Here is a 14,948-nt window from a genome sequence, read left to right on the forward strand (position 1 = left end):
CATGGTTAGCCAGTTGGGACGTCGGGGCCGCGGGCCGCGGCGGCCAAAGCTGCATGGCTTTCCGGTCATCCTATTTGGGATAATGACTTGGTCGATTTCGACGCCCTCAATGCGATCATTGCGCCCGAAGCCGAGGCGATGGGCCTTGCGCTCGTGCGCGTCGCCTTTTTTGGCGGCGAGAGCGACCCGACGCTGCAGGTGATGGCCGAACGCCCCAACACGCGCCAGTTGACGATCGACGATTGCGCCGACCTGTCGCGCCGCATTTCGGACCGGCTCGACGCGCTCGAGGAGGCGGGCAAGGACCCGATCGACGTCGCCTACCGGCTCGAGGTTTCGTCGCCCGGCATTGACCGCCCGCTGACGCGCCGCGCCGATTTCGCCGACTGGGCGGGGCATGAAGCGAAGATCGCGCTGAAAGAGAAGCGCGACGGACGCCAGCGCTTCAACGGCGAGCTCGCCGGTATCGACGGCGACACCGTCACGATTTTCGACAAGGAAGGGGTGGAGCATCAACTGCCGTTCGACGCGATCGACACGGCGAAGCTCGTCCTCACCGACAAATTGATTGCCGCAACCGTTCCGCTCTCGATCGAGGGCGCCGACGAAATGGAAGAAGAAGGACAGGACTGATGGCCACTGCCATTTCCGCCAACAAGGCCGAACTGCTCGCGATTGCCAACAGCGTCGCTAGCGAGAAGATGATCGACAAGGGCATCGTCATCGAGGCGATCGAGGAAGCGATCCAGCGCGCGGCGCGCGCGCGCTATGGCGCCGAGAACGACATTCGTGCCAAGCTCGACGCGCAGACCGGCGATCTCCGTTTGTGGCGCGTCGTCGAGGTCGTCGAACAGGTCGAGGATTATTTCAAGCAGGTCGACTTGGCCTCGGGCCAGAAGCTGCAGAAGGATGCCAAGATCGGTGACTTCATCGTCGACCCGCTGCCCGCGGTCGACCTCGGCCGCATCGACGCCCAGTCGGCGAAGCAGGTCATCTTCCAGAAGGTCCGCGAAGCCGATCGCGAGCGCCAGTATGAAGAGTTCAAGGACCGCGCGGGCGAGATCATTACCGGCGTCGTGAAGTCGGTCGAATTCGGCCACATCGTCGTCAACCTCGGCCGCGCCGAAGGCGTGATCCGCCGCGACCAGCAGATCCCGCGCGAACTGATGCGCGTCGGTGATCGCGTCCGCGCGCTGATCCTGTCGGTGCGCCGCGAGAACCGCGGTCCGCAGATTTTCCTCAGCCGCGCGCACCCCGACTTCATGAAGAAGCTGTTCGCGCAGGAGGTGCCCGAAATCTATGACGGCATCATCGAGATCAAGGCGGCCGCCCGCGACCCGGGTTCGCGCGCGAAGATCGGCGTCATCAGCTACGACGGCTCGATCGACCCTGTCGGCGCCTGCGTCGGCATGAAGGGCAGCCGCGTCCAGGCGGTCGTCCAGGAAATGCAGGGCGAAAAGATCGACATCATCCCCTGGTCCGAAGATACCGCGACCTTCGTCGTCAACGCGCTCCAGCCCGCCACGGTGCAGCGCGTCGTCATCGACGAGGATGACAGCCGCATCGAAGTCGTCGTTCCCGACGACCAGTTGTCGCTCGCCATCGGCCGCCGCGGCCAGAACGTCCGTCTCGCCAGCCAGCTGACCGGCAGCCAGATCGACATCATGACCGAGGCCGACGCGAGCGAGAAGCGCCAGCGCGAATTCGTCGAGCGTTCGACGATGTTCCAGGAAGAACTCGACGTCGACGAGACGCTCGCGCAGCTGCTCGTCGCCGAAGGTTTCGGCGAACTCGAGGAAGTCGCCTATGTGCCGCTCGACGAACTGGCGAGCATCGAGGGCTTCGACGAGGAACTCGCCGAGGAACTGCAAAGCCGCGCTGCCGAGGGGCTCGAGCGCCGCGAGGAAGCGTCGCGCGCCGAACGCCGCGAACTCGGCGTCGAAGATGCGCTCGCCGATATTCCGCATCTGACCGAAGCGATGCTCGTCGTGCTCGGCAAGGCGGGGATCAAGACGCTCGACGACCTCGCCGACCTCGCGACCGACGAACTGATCGCCAAGAAGCGCGCCGACAACCGCCGCGGCCCGCCGCGCAGCGAGCGCGCCGAGGACAAGGGCGGCGTGCTCGGCGAATATGGCCTGAGCGAAGAGCAGGGCAACGAGATCATCATGGCGGCGCGCGCGCACTGGTTCGACGACGAACCTGAAGCCGCGGCGGAGTCGCAAACCGGGGAGGCCGCCGATGCGGACCCCGCGCAATGATCAGCTGACCGAAACCGACCGCGCAAAGGGGCGCGGCCAGCATGTGCCCGAGCGGCGCTGCGTCGTGACCGGTGAGGTTTCGCCGGCGGAGCAGCTCGTGCGCCTGGCGCTCGGGCCCGACGGCAGCATCGCCCCCGACGTGCATGGCAAGGCGCCGGGGCGCGGCGCATGGATCGGCGTAACGCGCGCCGACCTCGAGGTCGCGCATGCCAAGGGCAAGCTCAAGAGCGGGCTCGCGCGCGCCTTGCACGAAGGCAAAATCACGATTCCCGACGATCTCGGCGCGCGGATCGAGGCACAGCTCGCCCGCGCGACGCTCGACCGGCTGGGCCTTGAATCGCGCGCGGGCACGCTGATCAGCGGCAATGACAAGATCGAGCAGGCGGCGCGTCGCGGGCAGGTGCGCCTGCTCCTCCACACGAGCGATGCGGGCGAGGACGGCCGCAAGAAACTGGCGCAGGCGTGGCGCGTCGGCGAGGACGACGAAGGCTCGGGCCGCGAGGGTCTGGTCTTGCCGGTGGACCGCGGCACCCTATCTATGGCATTGGGGCGCGAGAATGCGGTGCATCTGGCGATTGTCGACGCCCGCGCCGCCGACCGGGTGCTGGCGCATTTGAGCCGCTGGCAGTTTTTCACCGGATGGAGTAGGGACGCGGCCAATCGCGTTTCGAACACAGCTTCCCGCACGTCGGGGACAGGGGATACGTCCGCGGCTTCCGCCGTTTCGGACGCGTTTTGAAGGAATGATGGTTTTCGATGAGTGACGAACAGGACAAGCCGACCCTTAGCCGCAAGCCGCTCGGGCTGAAGCGGACGGTCGAGGCCGGACAGGTGCAGCAGCAATTCAGCCACGGCCGCCGCAATACGGTGGTGGTCGAGGTGAAGCGTCGCCGCGTGCTTGGCCGTCCGGGCGAAGCCGCCCCGGCACCCGAGGCCGAAGAGGCCCAGGCCGCCCCGGCGCCTGCGCCCGCGCCTGCGCCTGCGCCGGCTCCCAAGCCCGCCGCGCCGAAGCCCGCGCCCGACAGCCTGATGACGCGTCAGGAACGTCAGGCGCAGCTGCTGCGCGAGGCCGAGGAAGCGCGCATGGCCGCGCTCGAAGAAAATCGCCGCCGCGACGAAGCCGCGCGTGCGCGTGCTGCCGAAGAAGAAAAGGCCCGCGCCGAAGCGCGTCAGGAACAGGCTGCCGCGAAGACGGCCGAACCTGCGCCTGCGCCCGCTGCGAGCGAACCCGTGGCCGAGGCGCCTGCTGCTGCCGCTGCCGAACCGCAGGGCGAGGAGGCCGCGCCGCGTCCGGCGACGACGAGCAGCGCCGCCCCGGCGCCGCGCCGCTTCACCCCGGTCGAGGCGCCGAAGCGCCCCGAACCCAAGCGCCCCGAGCCGAAAGCGAACCGCGGCGCCGACAATCGCCGCCAGTCGGGCAAGCTCACCGTCACGCGCGCGCTCAACGAGGATGAAGGTGCGCGTGCGCGCAGCCTTGCGGCGCTGAAGCGCGCTCGCGAAAAGGAAAAGCGTTCGCATATGACCTCTTCGGGTCCACGCGAAAAGCAGGTCCGCGAAGTCGTCGTGCCCGACACGATCACCGTGCAGGAACTGGCGAACCGCATGGCCGAAAAGGGCGCCGATCTGGTCAAGGCGCTGTTCAAGATGGGTATGCCCGTCACGGTCAACCAGACGATCGATCAGGACACCGCCGAGCTGCTCGTCACCGAATTCGGGCACGAGATCAAGCGCGTCAGCGAAGGCGATATCGACATCCGCCACGATCAGGATGTCGACGATGCCACGCAGCTCAAGCCGCGCGCACCGGTTGTCACGATCATGGGTCACGTCGATCACGGCAAGACCAGCCTGCTCGACGCGTTGCGAGGCGCCAATGTCGTTGCGGGCGAAGCCGGCGGCATCACCCAGCATATCGGCGCCTATCAGGTGAAGGCAAAGGACGGCAGCGTCATCACCTTCCTCGATACGCCGGGCCACGAAGCCTTTACCGAGATGCGCCAGCGCGGCGCCAATGTCACCGACATCGTCATCCTCGTGGTGGCGGCCGACGATGGTCTCAAGCCGCAGTCGATCGAGGCGATTGCCCATGCGAAGGCGGCCGGCGTGCCGATCATCGTCGCGATCAACAAGGTCGACAAGGATGGCGCCAATCCGCAGCGCGTCCGCGAACGCCTGCTCGAGCATGAGCTGGTGGTCGAGGAAATGGGCGGCGACGTCCAGAATGTCGAAGTGTCGGCGCTCAAGAAAACGGGTCTCGACAAGCTGCTCGACGCAATCGCGCTGCAGGCCGAGATCATGGAATTGAAGGCCAATCCCGATCGCGCCGCCGAAGGCACGGTGATCGAGGCGAAGCTCGACAAGGGCCGCGGCCCGGTGGCGACGATCCTCGTTCGTCGCGGCACGCTCAACGTCGGCGACATCTTCGTCTGCGGTGCCGAAAGCGGCCGCGTCCGCGCGCTCGTCGACGATCATGGCAAGCAGATCAAACAGGCCGGTCCCTCGATGCCGGTCGAGGTCCTCGGCCTCGGCGGTGTGCCGATGGCAGGCGACACGCTGACCGTCGTCGAGAATGAGGCGCGCGCGCGCGAAGTCGCCGCCTATCGTCAGGAACAGGCGCTCAAGAAGCGGACGGCGCAGGCGCCCGTCAGCCTCGAAGGCATGTTCTCGGCGCTCGCCGACAAGGCGAAGGTCATCGAATATCCGGTGGTCATCAAGGGCGACGTACAGGGCTCGGTCGAAGCGATCGTCAACGCGCTCAACCGCTTGTCGACCGACGAGATCCGCGTTCGCGTGCTCCAGTCGGGCGCCGGCGCGATCACCGAGAGCGATGTGACGCTGGCGGCCGCCACGGGCGCGCCGATCATCGGCTTCAACGTCCGCCCGAACGCCAAGGCACGCGAGATCGCGAACCGCGAAAAAGTGCGCTTCATGTATTATGATGTCATCTATCACCTGACCGCCGACGTGGCGAAGGAGATGGCGGGCGAGCTGGGCCCGGAGCGTATCGAAAACGTCGTTGGCCGCGCCGAGGTCAAGGAAGTCTTCCCGGCCGGCAAGCGCGACAAGGCCGCAGGCCTGCTCGTGCTCGAAGGTTCGATCCGCAAGGGGCTCCACGCGCGCCTCACGCGCGAGGATGTCATCGTCTCGGCAACGACGATCGCATCGCTGCGCCGCTTCAAGGACGACGTTGCCGAAGTGCGCGCGGGCCTCGAATGCGGTGTCGTGCTGGCGGACACCAACGACATCAAGGCGGGCGACCATCTCGAAGTCTTCGAGGTCGAGCTGCGCGAACGTACGCTGTAACTGTGCCATCCCTGCACTCCCGCCGGCGCGGGGGTGCAGGAGGAATTGACCGATGCGCCACAAGGAACAATCCGAAGGCCCCTCCGTCCGCGTGCTGCGCGTGGGCGAACAGGTGCGCCATGTGCTGAGCGAGATCCTCGCGCGCGGCGACGTGCACGACGACGTGCTGGCGACGCACCCGGTCAGCGTGACCGAGGTGCGCATGTCGCCCGACCTCCGCCACGCGACCGTGTTCGTGAAGCCGTTGCTCGGCAAGGATGAGGAGGCGGTGCTGAAGGCGCTGCGCACCAACACAGCCTATCTGCAGCGCGAGGTCGCGCACCGCATCCGCATGAAATATGCCGCGAAACTCAAATTCCTGGCCGACGAAAGCTTCGACGAGGCGAGCCATATCGACAAATTGCTTCGCGATCCGAAGGTGATGCGGGATCTGGAGAGCGGCGAGGGCGAATGAAGCAGGTTGCGCCGCTCGTGATCGCGACGCTTGCGGCGATCGGAGTAGCCTTGTCGCTTGCTTTCCTGCCCCCGCAGTTTGTGCGGCCGTCGCTCGACGATGCACTCGATATCATCGAAGCTGCGTCCGACTACAACCTGTCGATCCAGAACGCTGAGGCCGGCGGCGGTGCCGCGCCGCCCATGGCTGCCGAGGCGAAGCCAGCCCATATCAAGTTTATCGAAACGAAGCCGTGCGGCGCGACGTCGACATCCGCGGATTGCGTAGCCATCGACGTCCATCTGGGCGAGGAAAAGGGTCGGTGGCTGGAAATGTCGTGGCACGATGCCGCAGTAAATTTCGAGCGCTATGCAGGCATTACCCCCGAAAACCCCCTTCCCAAGGCAATCGATATTTCCCGCTTGCAGTCACCCAGCGCAGCAGGGATCGCACGATTGCAGATCGCTGCATCGCAGCAGAAGTTCGATTCCATCGACCCGTCCGGGCTGGCGATAGCTGATGTTCGGGCGCGTGTATCGCTGCGCGACGATATGCCAGCGCATCACATGATGGTCTATTCGGCCCCGTGGGTCGCGGGCGATACCGCCTTCATCAAGGTCGGTTTGATTTGCGGCGATCTCTGCGGGCGCGGGGAAAACTACGCACTCCGCAAGACCAACGAAACATGGCGCGTCATAGCGGTTCAGCCCAGCTGGGTTTCTTGAGCGTCTACGGCTATTTTCCCTTCCTGATCCCCACTGCCGCCTCAAGCTCGACCAGCGCTTCCTCCAGATAGTCGATCATCCGCTGCGCGTGCGGTACGCTGCGGCGGCAGGCGGTGATGCCGAAGTCGATATTTCTGAAGTTCGAGACCTGCGTGATGTTCATCGCCATGCCGTCGACGGGGATGCTCGCGGGATACATGCCGTCGAGGCGCGCGCCGTTCCAGTACATCTGCTCGCGCGGGCCGGGAACGTTCGAGATCGTCACCGAATAGGCCGGGAATTTGTCGGCCGTGCGCGTCAGCGCGGTGAGCATCATCGGGAAGCTGGTGATCGCGGTATAGAGCTGGATTTGCGCCGCGGTCATCGCGCGAAGCTGCGCCTTTGCGGAATTCATCGATTCCTGGATCATCGCCATGCGCGTCGCGGGGTCGTCGATATGCGTCGCGAGGTTCGCGGTGACCGACGCCACCGAATTGCCCGAATCGATATCGTCCTTCGGGCGGATCGATACGGGCGCCATGGCCTTCAGCGGCTTGTCGGGGAGCTCGTTCAGCGACTGAAGATATTTGCGCATCGCCCCCGCGCACATGCCGAGCACCGCGTCGTTGATCGTTCCGTCATAGGCCTTGCCCATCGCGCGCACACGTTCCAGCGACCAGCTTTGCGCGACGAAACGCCGCGCGCCGGTGATGTTGCGGTTGAAGCTGGTGCGCGGCACCCCGGCAAAGGGGGTCGCAAGGCCATCGCCGCCGATGCCGAACATCGCGGCGAGATACTGGTTCATCGCCTTGGTCACGCCGACGCTGTTGCCCCATTGCTCCTTCAGGAAATCGCCGATCGCCTTGATGTCGGTGAGGTTCGGGCGCGCCGGCTTTTTGGGGGGCGGAAAGAGGCGCTTGTACGCTTCATAGGCCTCGACCGAGAGCGGCGAGGCGGCGCGGCGTTCCTTGGGATCTGCCGACAGCATCGAATTATAGAAATGGATGCTTGCGGCGCCGTCCATCAGGGCGTGGTGAACCTTCTTGAAAGTCGCGATCTGGCGGTTGGGCAGGCCGGAGATCAGCGTGATTTCCCATAAGGGCCGCGTCCGGTCGAGCAGTCCCGAATGGAGCCGTGAGGCGAGTTCGAACATCTCGCGGTAGCGCCCCGGCTTGGGCAGCGCCGCTGCGCGGACATGGTAATGCATGTCGATGTCGCGGTCGGGGATGAGGCGGATCGGACCGTACTGGCCGAGCGGGGTCAGCTTCAGCACTTCGCTGAACGGCCGCCTGAGGCCCTCCGACTGGCGGAGCAGCGCGAGCTGTTCGTTCAGCCATTCGGTTTCGTCGGCGCCCTCGGGCAGAGTGTAGAGATTGATGCCGCCGATGTGCATCGGCATCTCGCGGCTCTCCCCCCACAGGAACATCGCGTCGGTCACCGGCATCAACCGCATCGGCAGCTCTCCCACTGTTTATGCTGCATCTCTTGCGCGCAGCATGGCACCCGCCGGGAACGAGTCAAGCGAGGCATAATAGTTGACATCGGCAATTAATAGCACGAGGGTCGAGTCATGGCCCTTTCTCCTGATCCTAGCCCGACGCTCGTGCCCGCCGTTGCAGCGCTGCGACGCTTCAACCGCTTCTATACCCGGCGGATGGGTGCGCTCGATCCGCACTATATGGGCAGCGAACTGTCGCTCGTCGAAGCGCGGATCTTGTATGAGATCGCGGTAGGCGAGCCGGCCCTCGCCAAACAAATTCAGCGAGAGCTGGGCGTCGACGCCGGTTATCTCAGCCGGATTATCGGCAAGTTCGTGCGGCGCGGCTGGATCGCGCGTGGGCGCGGTGTCGACGCGCGCGAGCGGCCGATCGTGCTGACCGACGAAGGTCGCGCGGCCTTTGCCGCGCTCGATGCGCGAACCTTCGACCAGACGGCACAGCTTCTGGGCGGGTTGCCCGATCCGGATATGGCGACGCTGAGCGCCGCCATCGACTGGATCGCCGACCGGCTGGGCCGCGCCGGGAGTGAGCCCTATCGCGTCAGGACGTGGGCGGTGGGCGACATGGGCATGATCACCGCGCGGCAGGCGATTCTCTACCACCAGGTCTATGGCTGGGGATCCGGGATGGAAGCGCTGATCGGCGAGATTACCGCCGCCTTCATTCGCGGTTTCCAGCCCGGCCGCGAGCAATGCTGGATCGCCGAGCGTGCTGGGCGCATGATGGGTTCGGTCTTTCTGGTTGCCGAGGATGAGCGCGTCGCGCGGCTGCGCCTCCTCTTTGTCGAGCCCGAAGCGCGCGGGCTCGGGATCGGTGCCGACCTCGTCGCGCGCTGCGTCGAATTTGCCCGCGCGGCGGGGTATCGCGAGATCGTGCTCTGGACACACGCCGTGCTGACCAGCGCGCGCAAAATCTACGCGGCGCAGGGGTTCACGGTCGAGTCGGTCGAAACGCATGACGATTTCGGCAAGCCCGAAGTGAGCGAAAGCTGGCGGTTGCGGCTCACCGCCTGAACGGGGTGGAACGCCGCCCGGATTGCTCCTAAGCACCGGCCATGGCCAAGCTCTATTTCTACTACGCCAGCATGAATGCGGGCAAGTCGACGACGCTGCTGCAGGCGGATTTCAACTATCGCGAGCGCGGCATGGAAACGATGTTATGGACCGCGGCGCTCGACGACCGTTATGGCGCCGGTCAGATCACCAGCCGCATCGGTCTGCTTGCCGAGGCGCATAAATTCGACCCCGACAGCGACATGTTCGCGGCGGCGACCGGGGAGAGCTGCCGGCGCCCGCTCGCTTGCGTGCTCGTCGACGAGGCACAATTCCTGTCGCGCGAACAGGTGCTGCAATTGGCGCGGCTCGCCGACGAGGCGGACATCCCGGTGCTCTGTTACGGCCTCCGCACCGATTTTTCGGCCGAGCTCTTTCCCGGATCGGCTGCGCTGCTTGGGCTCGCCGATGCGCTAGTCGAACTGAAGGCGGTGTGCGAATGCGGGCGCAAGGCGACGATGAACCTGCGCGTCGACGAAAACGGCCGCGCGGTGGTCGAGGGCGCGCAGACCGAGATCGGCGGCAACGACCGCTATGTCGCGATGTGCCGGCGTCACTTCATGGCGAAACGGCGCGAAGCAGCGGAGGCGCTTGCCGATGCTTGATCGTCTTTACACCGAACTCGCCGACGGTGACCTGCGGCTTGTCAAGCTGGCCGAGTCCCACCGGGAAGCGCTCCGCGCCGCTTGCGCCGCCGATGCCGACGTCTGGCCGATCTATTCGTCGAGTTTCGATCCGGAGCATTTCGACCGGAGCTTCGACACGCTGATCGGCGGCAAGTTCCGCATGCCCTATGCGATCTTCGACGGCGAGCGGCTCGTCGGCATGACCGCCTGGCTGCGTCCCGACATGTCGGCGCAGACGGTCGAGATCGGCAACTCCTATATCCACCCCGAAGCGCGCGGCACGGGCCTCAACGGGCGGCTCAAGAAGCTGATGATCGATCACGCCTTCGCGGCGGGCATCCGCCGCATCGAATTTCGCATCGACGAACGCAACAAGCGCAGCCAGGCGGCCGTCGCCAAACTTGGCTGCACCAAGGAGGGCGTGCTGCGCTCCGAACGCGTCACCTGGACAGGCTATGTGCGCGACACCGGCCTCTGGTCGCTGCTAGCGGACGAATGGGGGCGATAACCGCCGGAAGGGGTCAGCACGGGTTCAGACTCGGTCTGCTATGCGCATCGTCATCATGAAACCGAAACTCGCACTCTCCCTGGCCGCCTTGCTGCTTCCCCTTTCTGCGGCGGCGGCCATCGAGCCTACTGAAGAAAAGCGTGCGCTGGGTGTCGAGGCCAGCATCGTATTCCCCAGCGACAGCTCGATCCGCAACTGGCAGGCCGACCGCGGCCGCGGCATCTGGATTCAGGACCGCCAGCGCAACTGGTATTATGGCATCTTTGCCGGCTTTTGCCGCGACGTCGATTTCGCCCAGGCGATCGGCGTCGAAACACGCGGCGCCGGGCGGCTCGACAAATTCGCATCGATCATCGTGCGCGGCGAACGCTGCCCGCTGACCTCTTTCGTCACCTCGGCCCCGCCACCGTCGAAGCGCGACAAGTCGAAGGACATCATGGGCGAAAAGCCCGCAGCAAATTGACAATCGCCGCCCGGCGCGCCTAGCGGCGCTTCGATGAACGGCTGGATCATTCTCGACAAACCCGTAGGGCTCGGCTCGACGCAGGCGGTGGGCGCGGTGAAGCGCGTGTGCCGCGAGGCGGGGCTCGGCAAGGTCAAGGTCGGCCATGGCGGCACGCTCGATCCGCTCGCGTCGGGGGTACTGCCGATCGCGCTCGGCGAGGCGACCAAGCTCTGCGGGCGGATGCTCGATGCGAGCAAGGTTTACGATTTCACCATCGCCTTCGGGACGGAGACGGCGGGACTCGACGCCGAGGGCGAGGTGGTCGCGACGAGCGATGCGCGACCGACGCTTGCCGAGGTAGAGGCAGTGCTGCCGCGTTTCACCGGACCGATCGAGCAGGTGCCGCCGGCCTATTCGGCGATCAAGATCGACGGCGAGCGGGCGTATGACCGCGCGCGCAAGGGCGAAGCGGTCGAGATGAAGGCGCGGAGCGTGACGATCTACTCTCTTCGTCACCCCGGACTTGATCCGGGGTCCCGCTCAGCGACGGTGAAAAGCGGGACCCCGGATCAAGTCCGGGGTGACGAGGCAGGGGGGCGGCTCGAATCGATCACCCTCACTGCCCATGTCTCGAAGGGCACCTATATCCGCAGCCTCGCGCGCGACATCGCGCGCGCGGTCGGCAGCGTTGGTCACGTCACGATGCTCCGCCGCACCAAGGCGGGCCCCTTCGCGCTCGAACAGGCGATTTCGCTGGACAAATTGAACGCATTCGGCCAAGGGGCCGCCCAATCAGAAATATTTCTGCCGCTCGAGGCAGGGCTGGTCGACATCCCGGCTCTGAACCTTTCCCCGGAAGCGGCAGGGGCGATCCGTCAGGGTCGCGTCTGGACCGGGGGTAGCACCGAAGACGGGCTCTATTGGGGAAGGGACAGCGAAATGCGTCCCGTTGCCCTGATTGAGGCTTTGGCGGGAACGCTGAAGGTCGTCCGGGGCTTCAATCTGTAAACAAGGATGTTCGAGGAAAAAAGATATGTCGATTACCGCCGAGCGCAAAGCCGAAGTCATCAAGGACAATGCCCGCGAAAAGGGTGATACCGGTTCGCCGGAAGTCCAGGTCGCGATCCTGACCGACCGCATCAACACGCTGACCGAGCATTTCAAGGCGCACCACAAGGACAACCACAGCCGCCGCGGCCTTCTGATGATGGTCAACAAGCGCCGCAGCCTCCTCGACTATCTTCGCAAGAAGGACGAGGGTCGCTATCAGGCTCTCATCGCGAAGCTGGGTCTCCGCAAGTAAGAATTTCTGGCGGCCCCGGATTTCCGGGGCCGCTGTCATATTGGCTCCGCGCAAAATGCCGGACCACAGGGCCGCTCCCGCATCCGGCGGGACCGCCATAAGGGCAGACAGACGCCCTGAACCGCCCCGGGCCGGACTGCCCGGAATCAGAGGCCCCGCCCGGCATAGGGCCCGGCGGGCGAAGGAAACCACATGTTTGACGTGAAAAAAGTATCGATCGAGTGGGGCGGTGAAACGCTGACGCTCGAAACGGGCAAGGTTGCCCGCCAGGCCGACGGCGCCGTGATGGCGACGCTGGGCGAAACGGTCGTCCTGTGCGCCGTGACCGCCGCGAAGTCGGTGAAGGAGGGGCAGGACTTCTTCCCGCTCACCGTCCATTATCAGGAAAAATATTCGGCCGCCGGCCGCATCCCGGGCGGCTTCTTCAAGCGCGAGCGCGGCGCGACCGAAAAGGAAACGCTGGTCAGCCGCCTGATCGACCGCCCGATCCGCCCGCTGTTCCCCGAAGGTTTCTACAACGAAATCAACGCCATCGCTCAGGTGCTGAGCTATGACGGCCACAACGAGCCCGACATCCTCGCGATGGTCGCGGCGTCAGCCGCGCTCACCATTTCGGGCGTGCCCTTCATGGGCCCGATCGGCGCCGCGCGCGTCGGCTACGTCGACGGCGAATATATCCTCAACCCGACCGACGAACAGGTTGCCGAAGGCGACCTCGATCTTGTGGTTGCTGCGACCTACGACGCGGTGATGATGGTCGAATCCGAAGCCAATGAACTCTCGGAAGAGGTCATGCTCGGCGCCGTCCTGTTCGCGCACGACGCGTGCAAGGAAGTCGTCAAGGCGATCGTCAAGCTCGCCGAACAGGCGGCCAAGGATCCGTGGGAAGTCGCCGCCGGCGACGACAACGCCGGACTCAAGGACAAGCTCAAGAAGCTGATCGGCAAGGACATCGCCGCCGCTTACAAGCTGACCGATAAATCGGCCCGTTCGAACGCGCTCAACGAGGCGCGCGCGAAGGCGAAGGAAAGCTTCGCCGCCGACGGCCTGTCCCCGCAGGAAGTCATGGCCGGCATCAAGCTGACCAAGAAGCTCGAAGCCGAAATCGTTCGCACCGCCATCCTGAAGGACGGCAAGCGCATCGACGGCCGCACGACGACGCAGATCCGTCCGATCGTCGCCGAAACGCACTTCCTGCCCCGCGCGCATGGTTCGGCGCTGTTCACCCGCGGCGAAACGCAGACGATTGCCACGGCTACCCTTGGCACCAAGGAAAGCGAACAGATGGTCGACGGCCTCAATGGCCTGTCGTACCAGAACTTCATGCTGCACTATAACTTCCCGCCCTATTCGGTCGGCGAAGTCGGCCGCTTCGGCGCGCCGGGCCGCCGCGAAGTCGGTCATGGCAAGCTCGCATGGCGTGCGCTGCACCCCGTGCTGCCGACGAAGGAGGACTTCCCCTACACGATCCGCCTCACCAGCGACATCACCGAGTCGAACGGCTCGTCGTCGATGGCGTCGGTCTGCGGTGGTTCGCTCGCGATGATGGACGCCGGTGTACCGATCAAGCGCCCCGTCTCGGGCATCGCGATGGGCCTGATCCTCGAAGGCAAGGACTATGCGATCCTGTCGGACATCCTGGGCGACGAGGATCACCTCGGCGACATGGACTTCAAGGTCGCGGGCACGTCCGAAGGCATCACCACGATGCAGATGGACATCAAGATCGCGGGCATCACGCGCGAGATCTTCGAGGCCGCGCTCAACCAGGCCAAGGAAGGCCGCGCGCACATCCTGGGTGAAATGAACAAGGCGCTCGGCGAAACCCGCAGCGAATTGTCGGCGCACGCACCGCGCATCGAGACGATGCAGATCGACAAGTCGAAGATCCGCGACGTCATCGGCACCGGCGGCAAGGTGATCCGCGAGATCGTCGCGACCACCGGCGCCAAGGTCGACATCGACGACGAAGGCGTGATCAAGATCTCGTCGAGCGACCTCGATCAGATCGAAGCCGCGCGCAAGTGGATCGCGGGCATCGTCGAGGAAGCCGAAGTCGGCAAGATCTACGACGGCAAGGTCGTCAACCTCGTCGATTTCGGGGCGTTCGTGAATTTCATGGGCGGCAAGGACGGCCTCGTTCACGTCAGCGAAATCAAGAACGAACGCGTCGAGAAGGTCGCCGACGTCCTGAGCGAAGGCCAGGAAGTCAAGGTCAAGGTCCTCGAGATCGATCCGCGCGGCAAGGTTCGCCTGTCGATGCGCGTCGTCGACCAGGAAACCGGCGAAGAGCTGGAAGACACCCGTCCGGCCCGCGAACCGCGCGAACGTGGTGACCGTGGCGATCGTGGTCCGCGCCGTGATGGCGGCGACCGTGGCCGTGGCGGCCGTGACCGTGGTCCCCGCCGCGATGGTGGCGACCGCGGCGATCGCGGTCCGCGCCGCGAGCGCAGCGAAGACGGTCCGGAAGATCAGGGCCATGTGCCCGACTTCCTGAAGGACTAAGTCTTTCCGATACCGGAACAGAGAAGGGGTCGCCGAAAGGCGGCCCCTTTTTTGTCGCCACAGAATGTCGGCGTCGGGGTGGAGAGCTGTCGTTCCTCCCCACCCTCGTCATTCCCGCGAAAGCGGGAACCCAGTGGCTGCGCTGGCTCGCTGGGTTCCCGCTTTCGCGGGAATGACGAAGACAGGGAATGGCAACTAACGATCGTTTTTTAGACCTTCGTCATCCCGGACTTGATCCGGGATCCACTGCGGCGTCGAAGTCGTGGACCCCGGATCAAGTCCGGGGTGACGGTTCAAAAGAATGCCCAC

Annotated in this window: 14 protein-coding genes; 13 read left to right on the top strand and 1 reads right to left on the bottom strand. The window is 65.1% G+C overall.

The window, feature by feature from the left end:
- Positions 1–87 precede the first annotated feature (87 nt).
- Genes rimP through E5675_RS03260 form a run of 6 tightly spaced genes read left to right on the top strand, consistent with a single transcriptional unit; the run spans position 88 to position 6,722 of the window.
- Entirely contained in the window at positions 88–633 is a 546-nt protein-coding gene (gene rimP, locus E5675_RS03235) for a ribosome maturation protein RimP (protein WP_136173315.1), read from the top strand.
- Positions 633–2,261: a transcription termination factor NusA gene (gene nusA / locus E5675_RS03240; protein WP_136173316.1), complete on the top strand. Its 1,629-nt coding sequence runs from the start codon at positions 633–635 to the stop codon at positions 2,259–2,261. The genes rimP and nusA overlap by 1 nt, the downstream gene beginning before the upstream one ends.
- A complete protein-coding gene (locus tag E5675_RS03245; RefSeq protein ID WP_136173317.1) occupies positions 2,242–3,000 on the top strand; it encodes a DUF448 domain-containing protein in 759 nt (252 codons plus the stop codon). The genes nusA and E5675_RS03245 overlap by 20 nt, the downstream gene beginning before the upstream one ends.
- A gap of 17 nt (positions 3,001–3,017) precedes the next feature.
- Positions 3,018–5,564: a translation initiation factor IF-2 gene (gene infB, locus E5675_RS03250; RefSeq protein WP_136173318.1), complete on the top strand. Its 2,547-nt coding sequence runs from the start codon at positions 3,018–3,020 to the stop codon at positions 5,562–5,564.
- 52 nt (positions 5,565–5,616) lie between these two features.
- Positions 5,617–6,018: a 30S ribosome-binding factor RbfA gene (gene rbfA / locus E5675_RS03255; RefSeq protein WP_136173319.1), complete on the top strand. Its 402-nt coding sequence runs from the start codon at positions 5,617–5,619 to the stop codon at positions 6,016–6,018.
- Positions 6,015–6,722, top strand: coding sequence for a hypothetical protein (locus E5675_RS03260; RefSeq protein WP_136173320.1), 708 nt, complete (start codon positions 6,015–6,017; stop codon positions 6,720–6,722). The genes rbfA and E5675_RS03260 overlap by 4 nt, the downstream gene beginning before the upstream one ends.
- A 10-nt stretch (positions 6,723–6,732) precedes the next feature.
- Here E5675_RS03260 and E5675_RS03265 read toward each other — a convergent pair whose 3' ends face one another.
- Positions 6,733–8,154, bottom strand: a complete 1,422-nt coding sequence (locus tag E5675_RS03265; protein ID WP_136173321.1) for a wax ester/triacylglycerol synthase family O-acyltransferase — start codon at positions 8,152–8,154, stop codon at positions 6,733–6,735.
- A gap of 117 nt (positions 8,155–8,271) precedes the next feature.
- Between E5675_RS03265 and E5675_RS03270 the strand changes: the two genes are divergently transcribed.
- The 7 genes from E5675_RS03270 (at position 8,272) to pnp (ending at position 14,639) form a co-directional block, all read left to right on the top strand.
- On the top strand, positions 8,272–9,213 hold the full coding sequence (locus E5675_RS03270) for a bifunctional helix-turn-helix transcriptional regulator/GNAT family N-acetyltransferase (RefSeq protein ID WP_136173322.1): 942 nt from the start codon (positions 8,272–8,274) through the stop codon (positions 9,211–9,213).
- 41 nt (positions 9,214–9,254) lie between these two features.
- Positions 9,255–9,857 (top strand): thymidine kinase, encoded by a 603-nt coding sequence (locus E5675_RS03275; protein ID WP_136173323.1) that lies wholly within the window; start codon positions 9,255–9,257, stop codon positions 9,855–9,857.
- On the top strand, positions 9,850–10,386 hold the full coding sequence (locus E5675_RS03280; protein ID WP_136173324.1) for a GNAT family protein: 537 nt from the start codon (positions 9,850–9,852) through the stop codon (positions 10,384–10,386). Before E5675_RS03275 ends, E5675_RS03280 begins: the two co-directional genes overlap by 8 nt.
- Before the next feature lie 55 nt (positions 10,387–10,441).
- A complete protein-coding gene (locus E5675_RS03285; protein WP_247594762.1) occupies positions 10,442–10,849 on the top strand; it encodes a DUF6491 family protein in 408 nt (135 codons plus the stop codon).
- Between the two features lie 33 nt (positions 10,850–10,882).
- Complete coding sequence (gene truB / locus E5675_RS03290) at positions 10,883–11,839, top strand: tRNA pseudouridine(55) synthase TruB (protein ID WP_136173325.1); 957 nt, start codon at positions 10,883–10,885, stop codon at positions 11,837–11,839.
- 25 nt (positions 11,840–11,864) lie between these two features.
- Entirely contained in the window at positions 11,865–12,134 is a 270-nt protein-coding gene (gene rpsO / locus E5675_RS03295; protein ID WP_136173326.1) for a 30S ribosomal protein S15, read from the top strand.
- 192 nt (positions 12,135–12,326) lie between these two features.
- Entirely contained in the window at positions 12,327–14,639 is a 2,313-nt protein-coding gene (gene pnp / locus E5675_RS03300; RefSeq protein ID WP_136173327.1) for a polyribonucleotide nucleotidyltransferase, read from the top strand.
- Positions 14,640–14,948: the final 309 nt, after the last annotated feature.

The sequence above is a fragment of the Sphingopyxis sp. PAMC25046 genome (assembly GCF_004795895.1).
Classification (GTDB): domain Bacteria; phylum Pseudomonadota; class Alphaproteobacteria; order Sphingomonadales; family Sphingomonadaceae; genus Sphingopyxis.

Bases quoted from the DNA above. Each gene is read 5' to 3' on its own strand.
- E5675_RS03285 (WP_247594762.1), top strand. From the start codon at position 10,442: ATGAAACCGAAACTCGCACTCTCCCTGGCCGCCTTGCTGCTTCCCCTT.
- E5675_RS03265 (WP_136173321.1), bottom strand. From the start codon at position 8,154: ATGCGGTTGATGCCGGTGACCGACGCGATGTTCCTGTGGGGGGAGAGC.
- E5675_RS03260 (WP_136173320.1), top strand. From the start codon at position 6,015: ATGAAGCAGGTTGCGCCGCTCGTGATCGCGACGCTTGCGGCGATCGGA.
- E5675_RS03280 (WP_136173324.1), top strand. From the start codon at position 9,850: ATGCTTGATCGTCTTTACACCGAACTCGCCGACGGTGACCTGCGGCTT.
- pnp (WP_136173327.1), top strand. From the start codon at position 12,327: ATGTTTGACGTGAAAAAAGTATCGATCGAGTGGGGCGGTGAAACGCTG.
- E5675_RS03245 (WP_136173317.1), top strand. From the start codon at position 2,242: ATGCGGACCCCGCGCAATGATCAGCTGACCGAAACCGACCGCGCAAAG.
- rbfA (WP_136173319.1), top strand. From the start codon at position 5,617: ATGCGCCACAAGGAACAATCCGAAGGCCCCTCCGTCCGCGTGCTGCGC.
- E5675_RS03270 (WP_136173322.1), top strand. From the start codon at position 8,272: ATGGCCCTTTCTCCTGATCCTAGCCCGACGCTCGTGCCCGCCGTTGCA.
- infB (WP_136173318.1), top strand. From the start codon at position 3,018: ATGAGTGACGAACAGGACAAGCCGACCCTTAGCCGCAAGCCGCTCGGG.
- truB (WP_136173325.1), top strand. From the start codon at position 10,883: ATGAACGGCTGGATCATTCTCGACAAACCCGTAGGGCTCGGCTCGACG.
- E5675_RS03275 (WP_136173323.1), top strand. From the start codon at position 9,255: ATGGCCAAGCTCTATTTCTACTACGCCAGCATGAATGCGGGCAAGTCG.
- rpsO (WP_136173326.1), top strand. From the start codon at position 11,865: ATGTCGATTACCGCCGAGCGCAAAGCCGAAGTCATCAAGGACAATGCC.
- nusA (WP_136173316.1), top strand. From the start codon at position 633: ATGGCCACTGCCATTTCCGCCAACAAGGCCGAACTGCTCGCGATTGCC.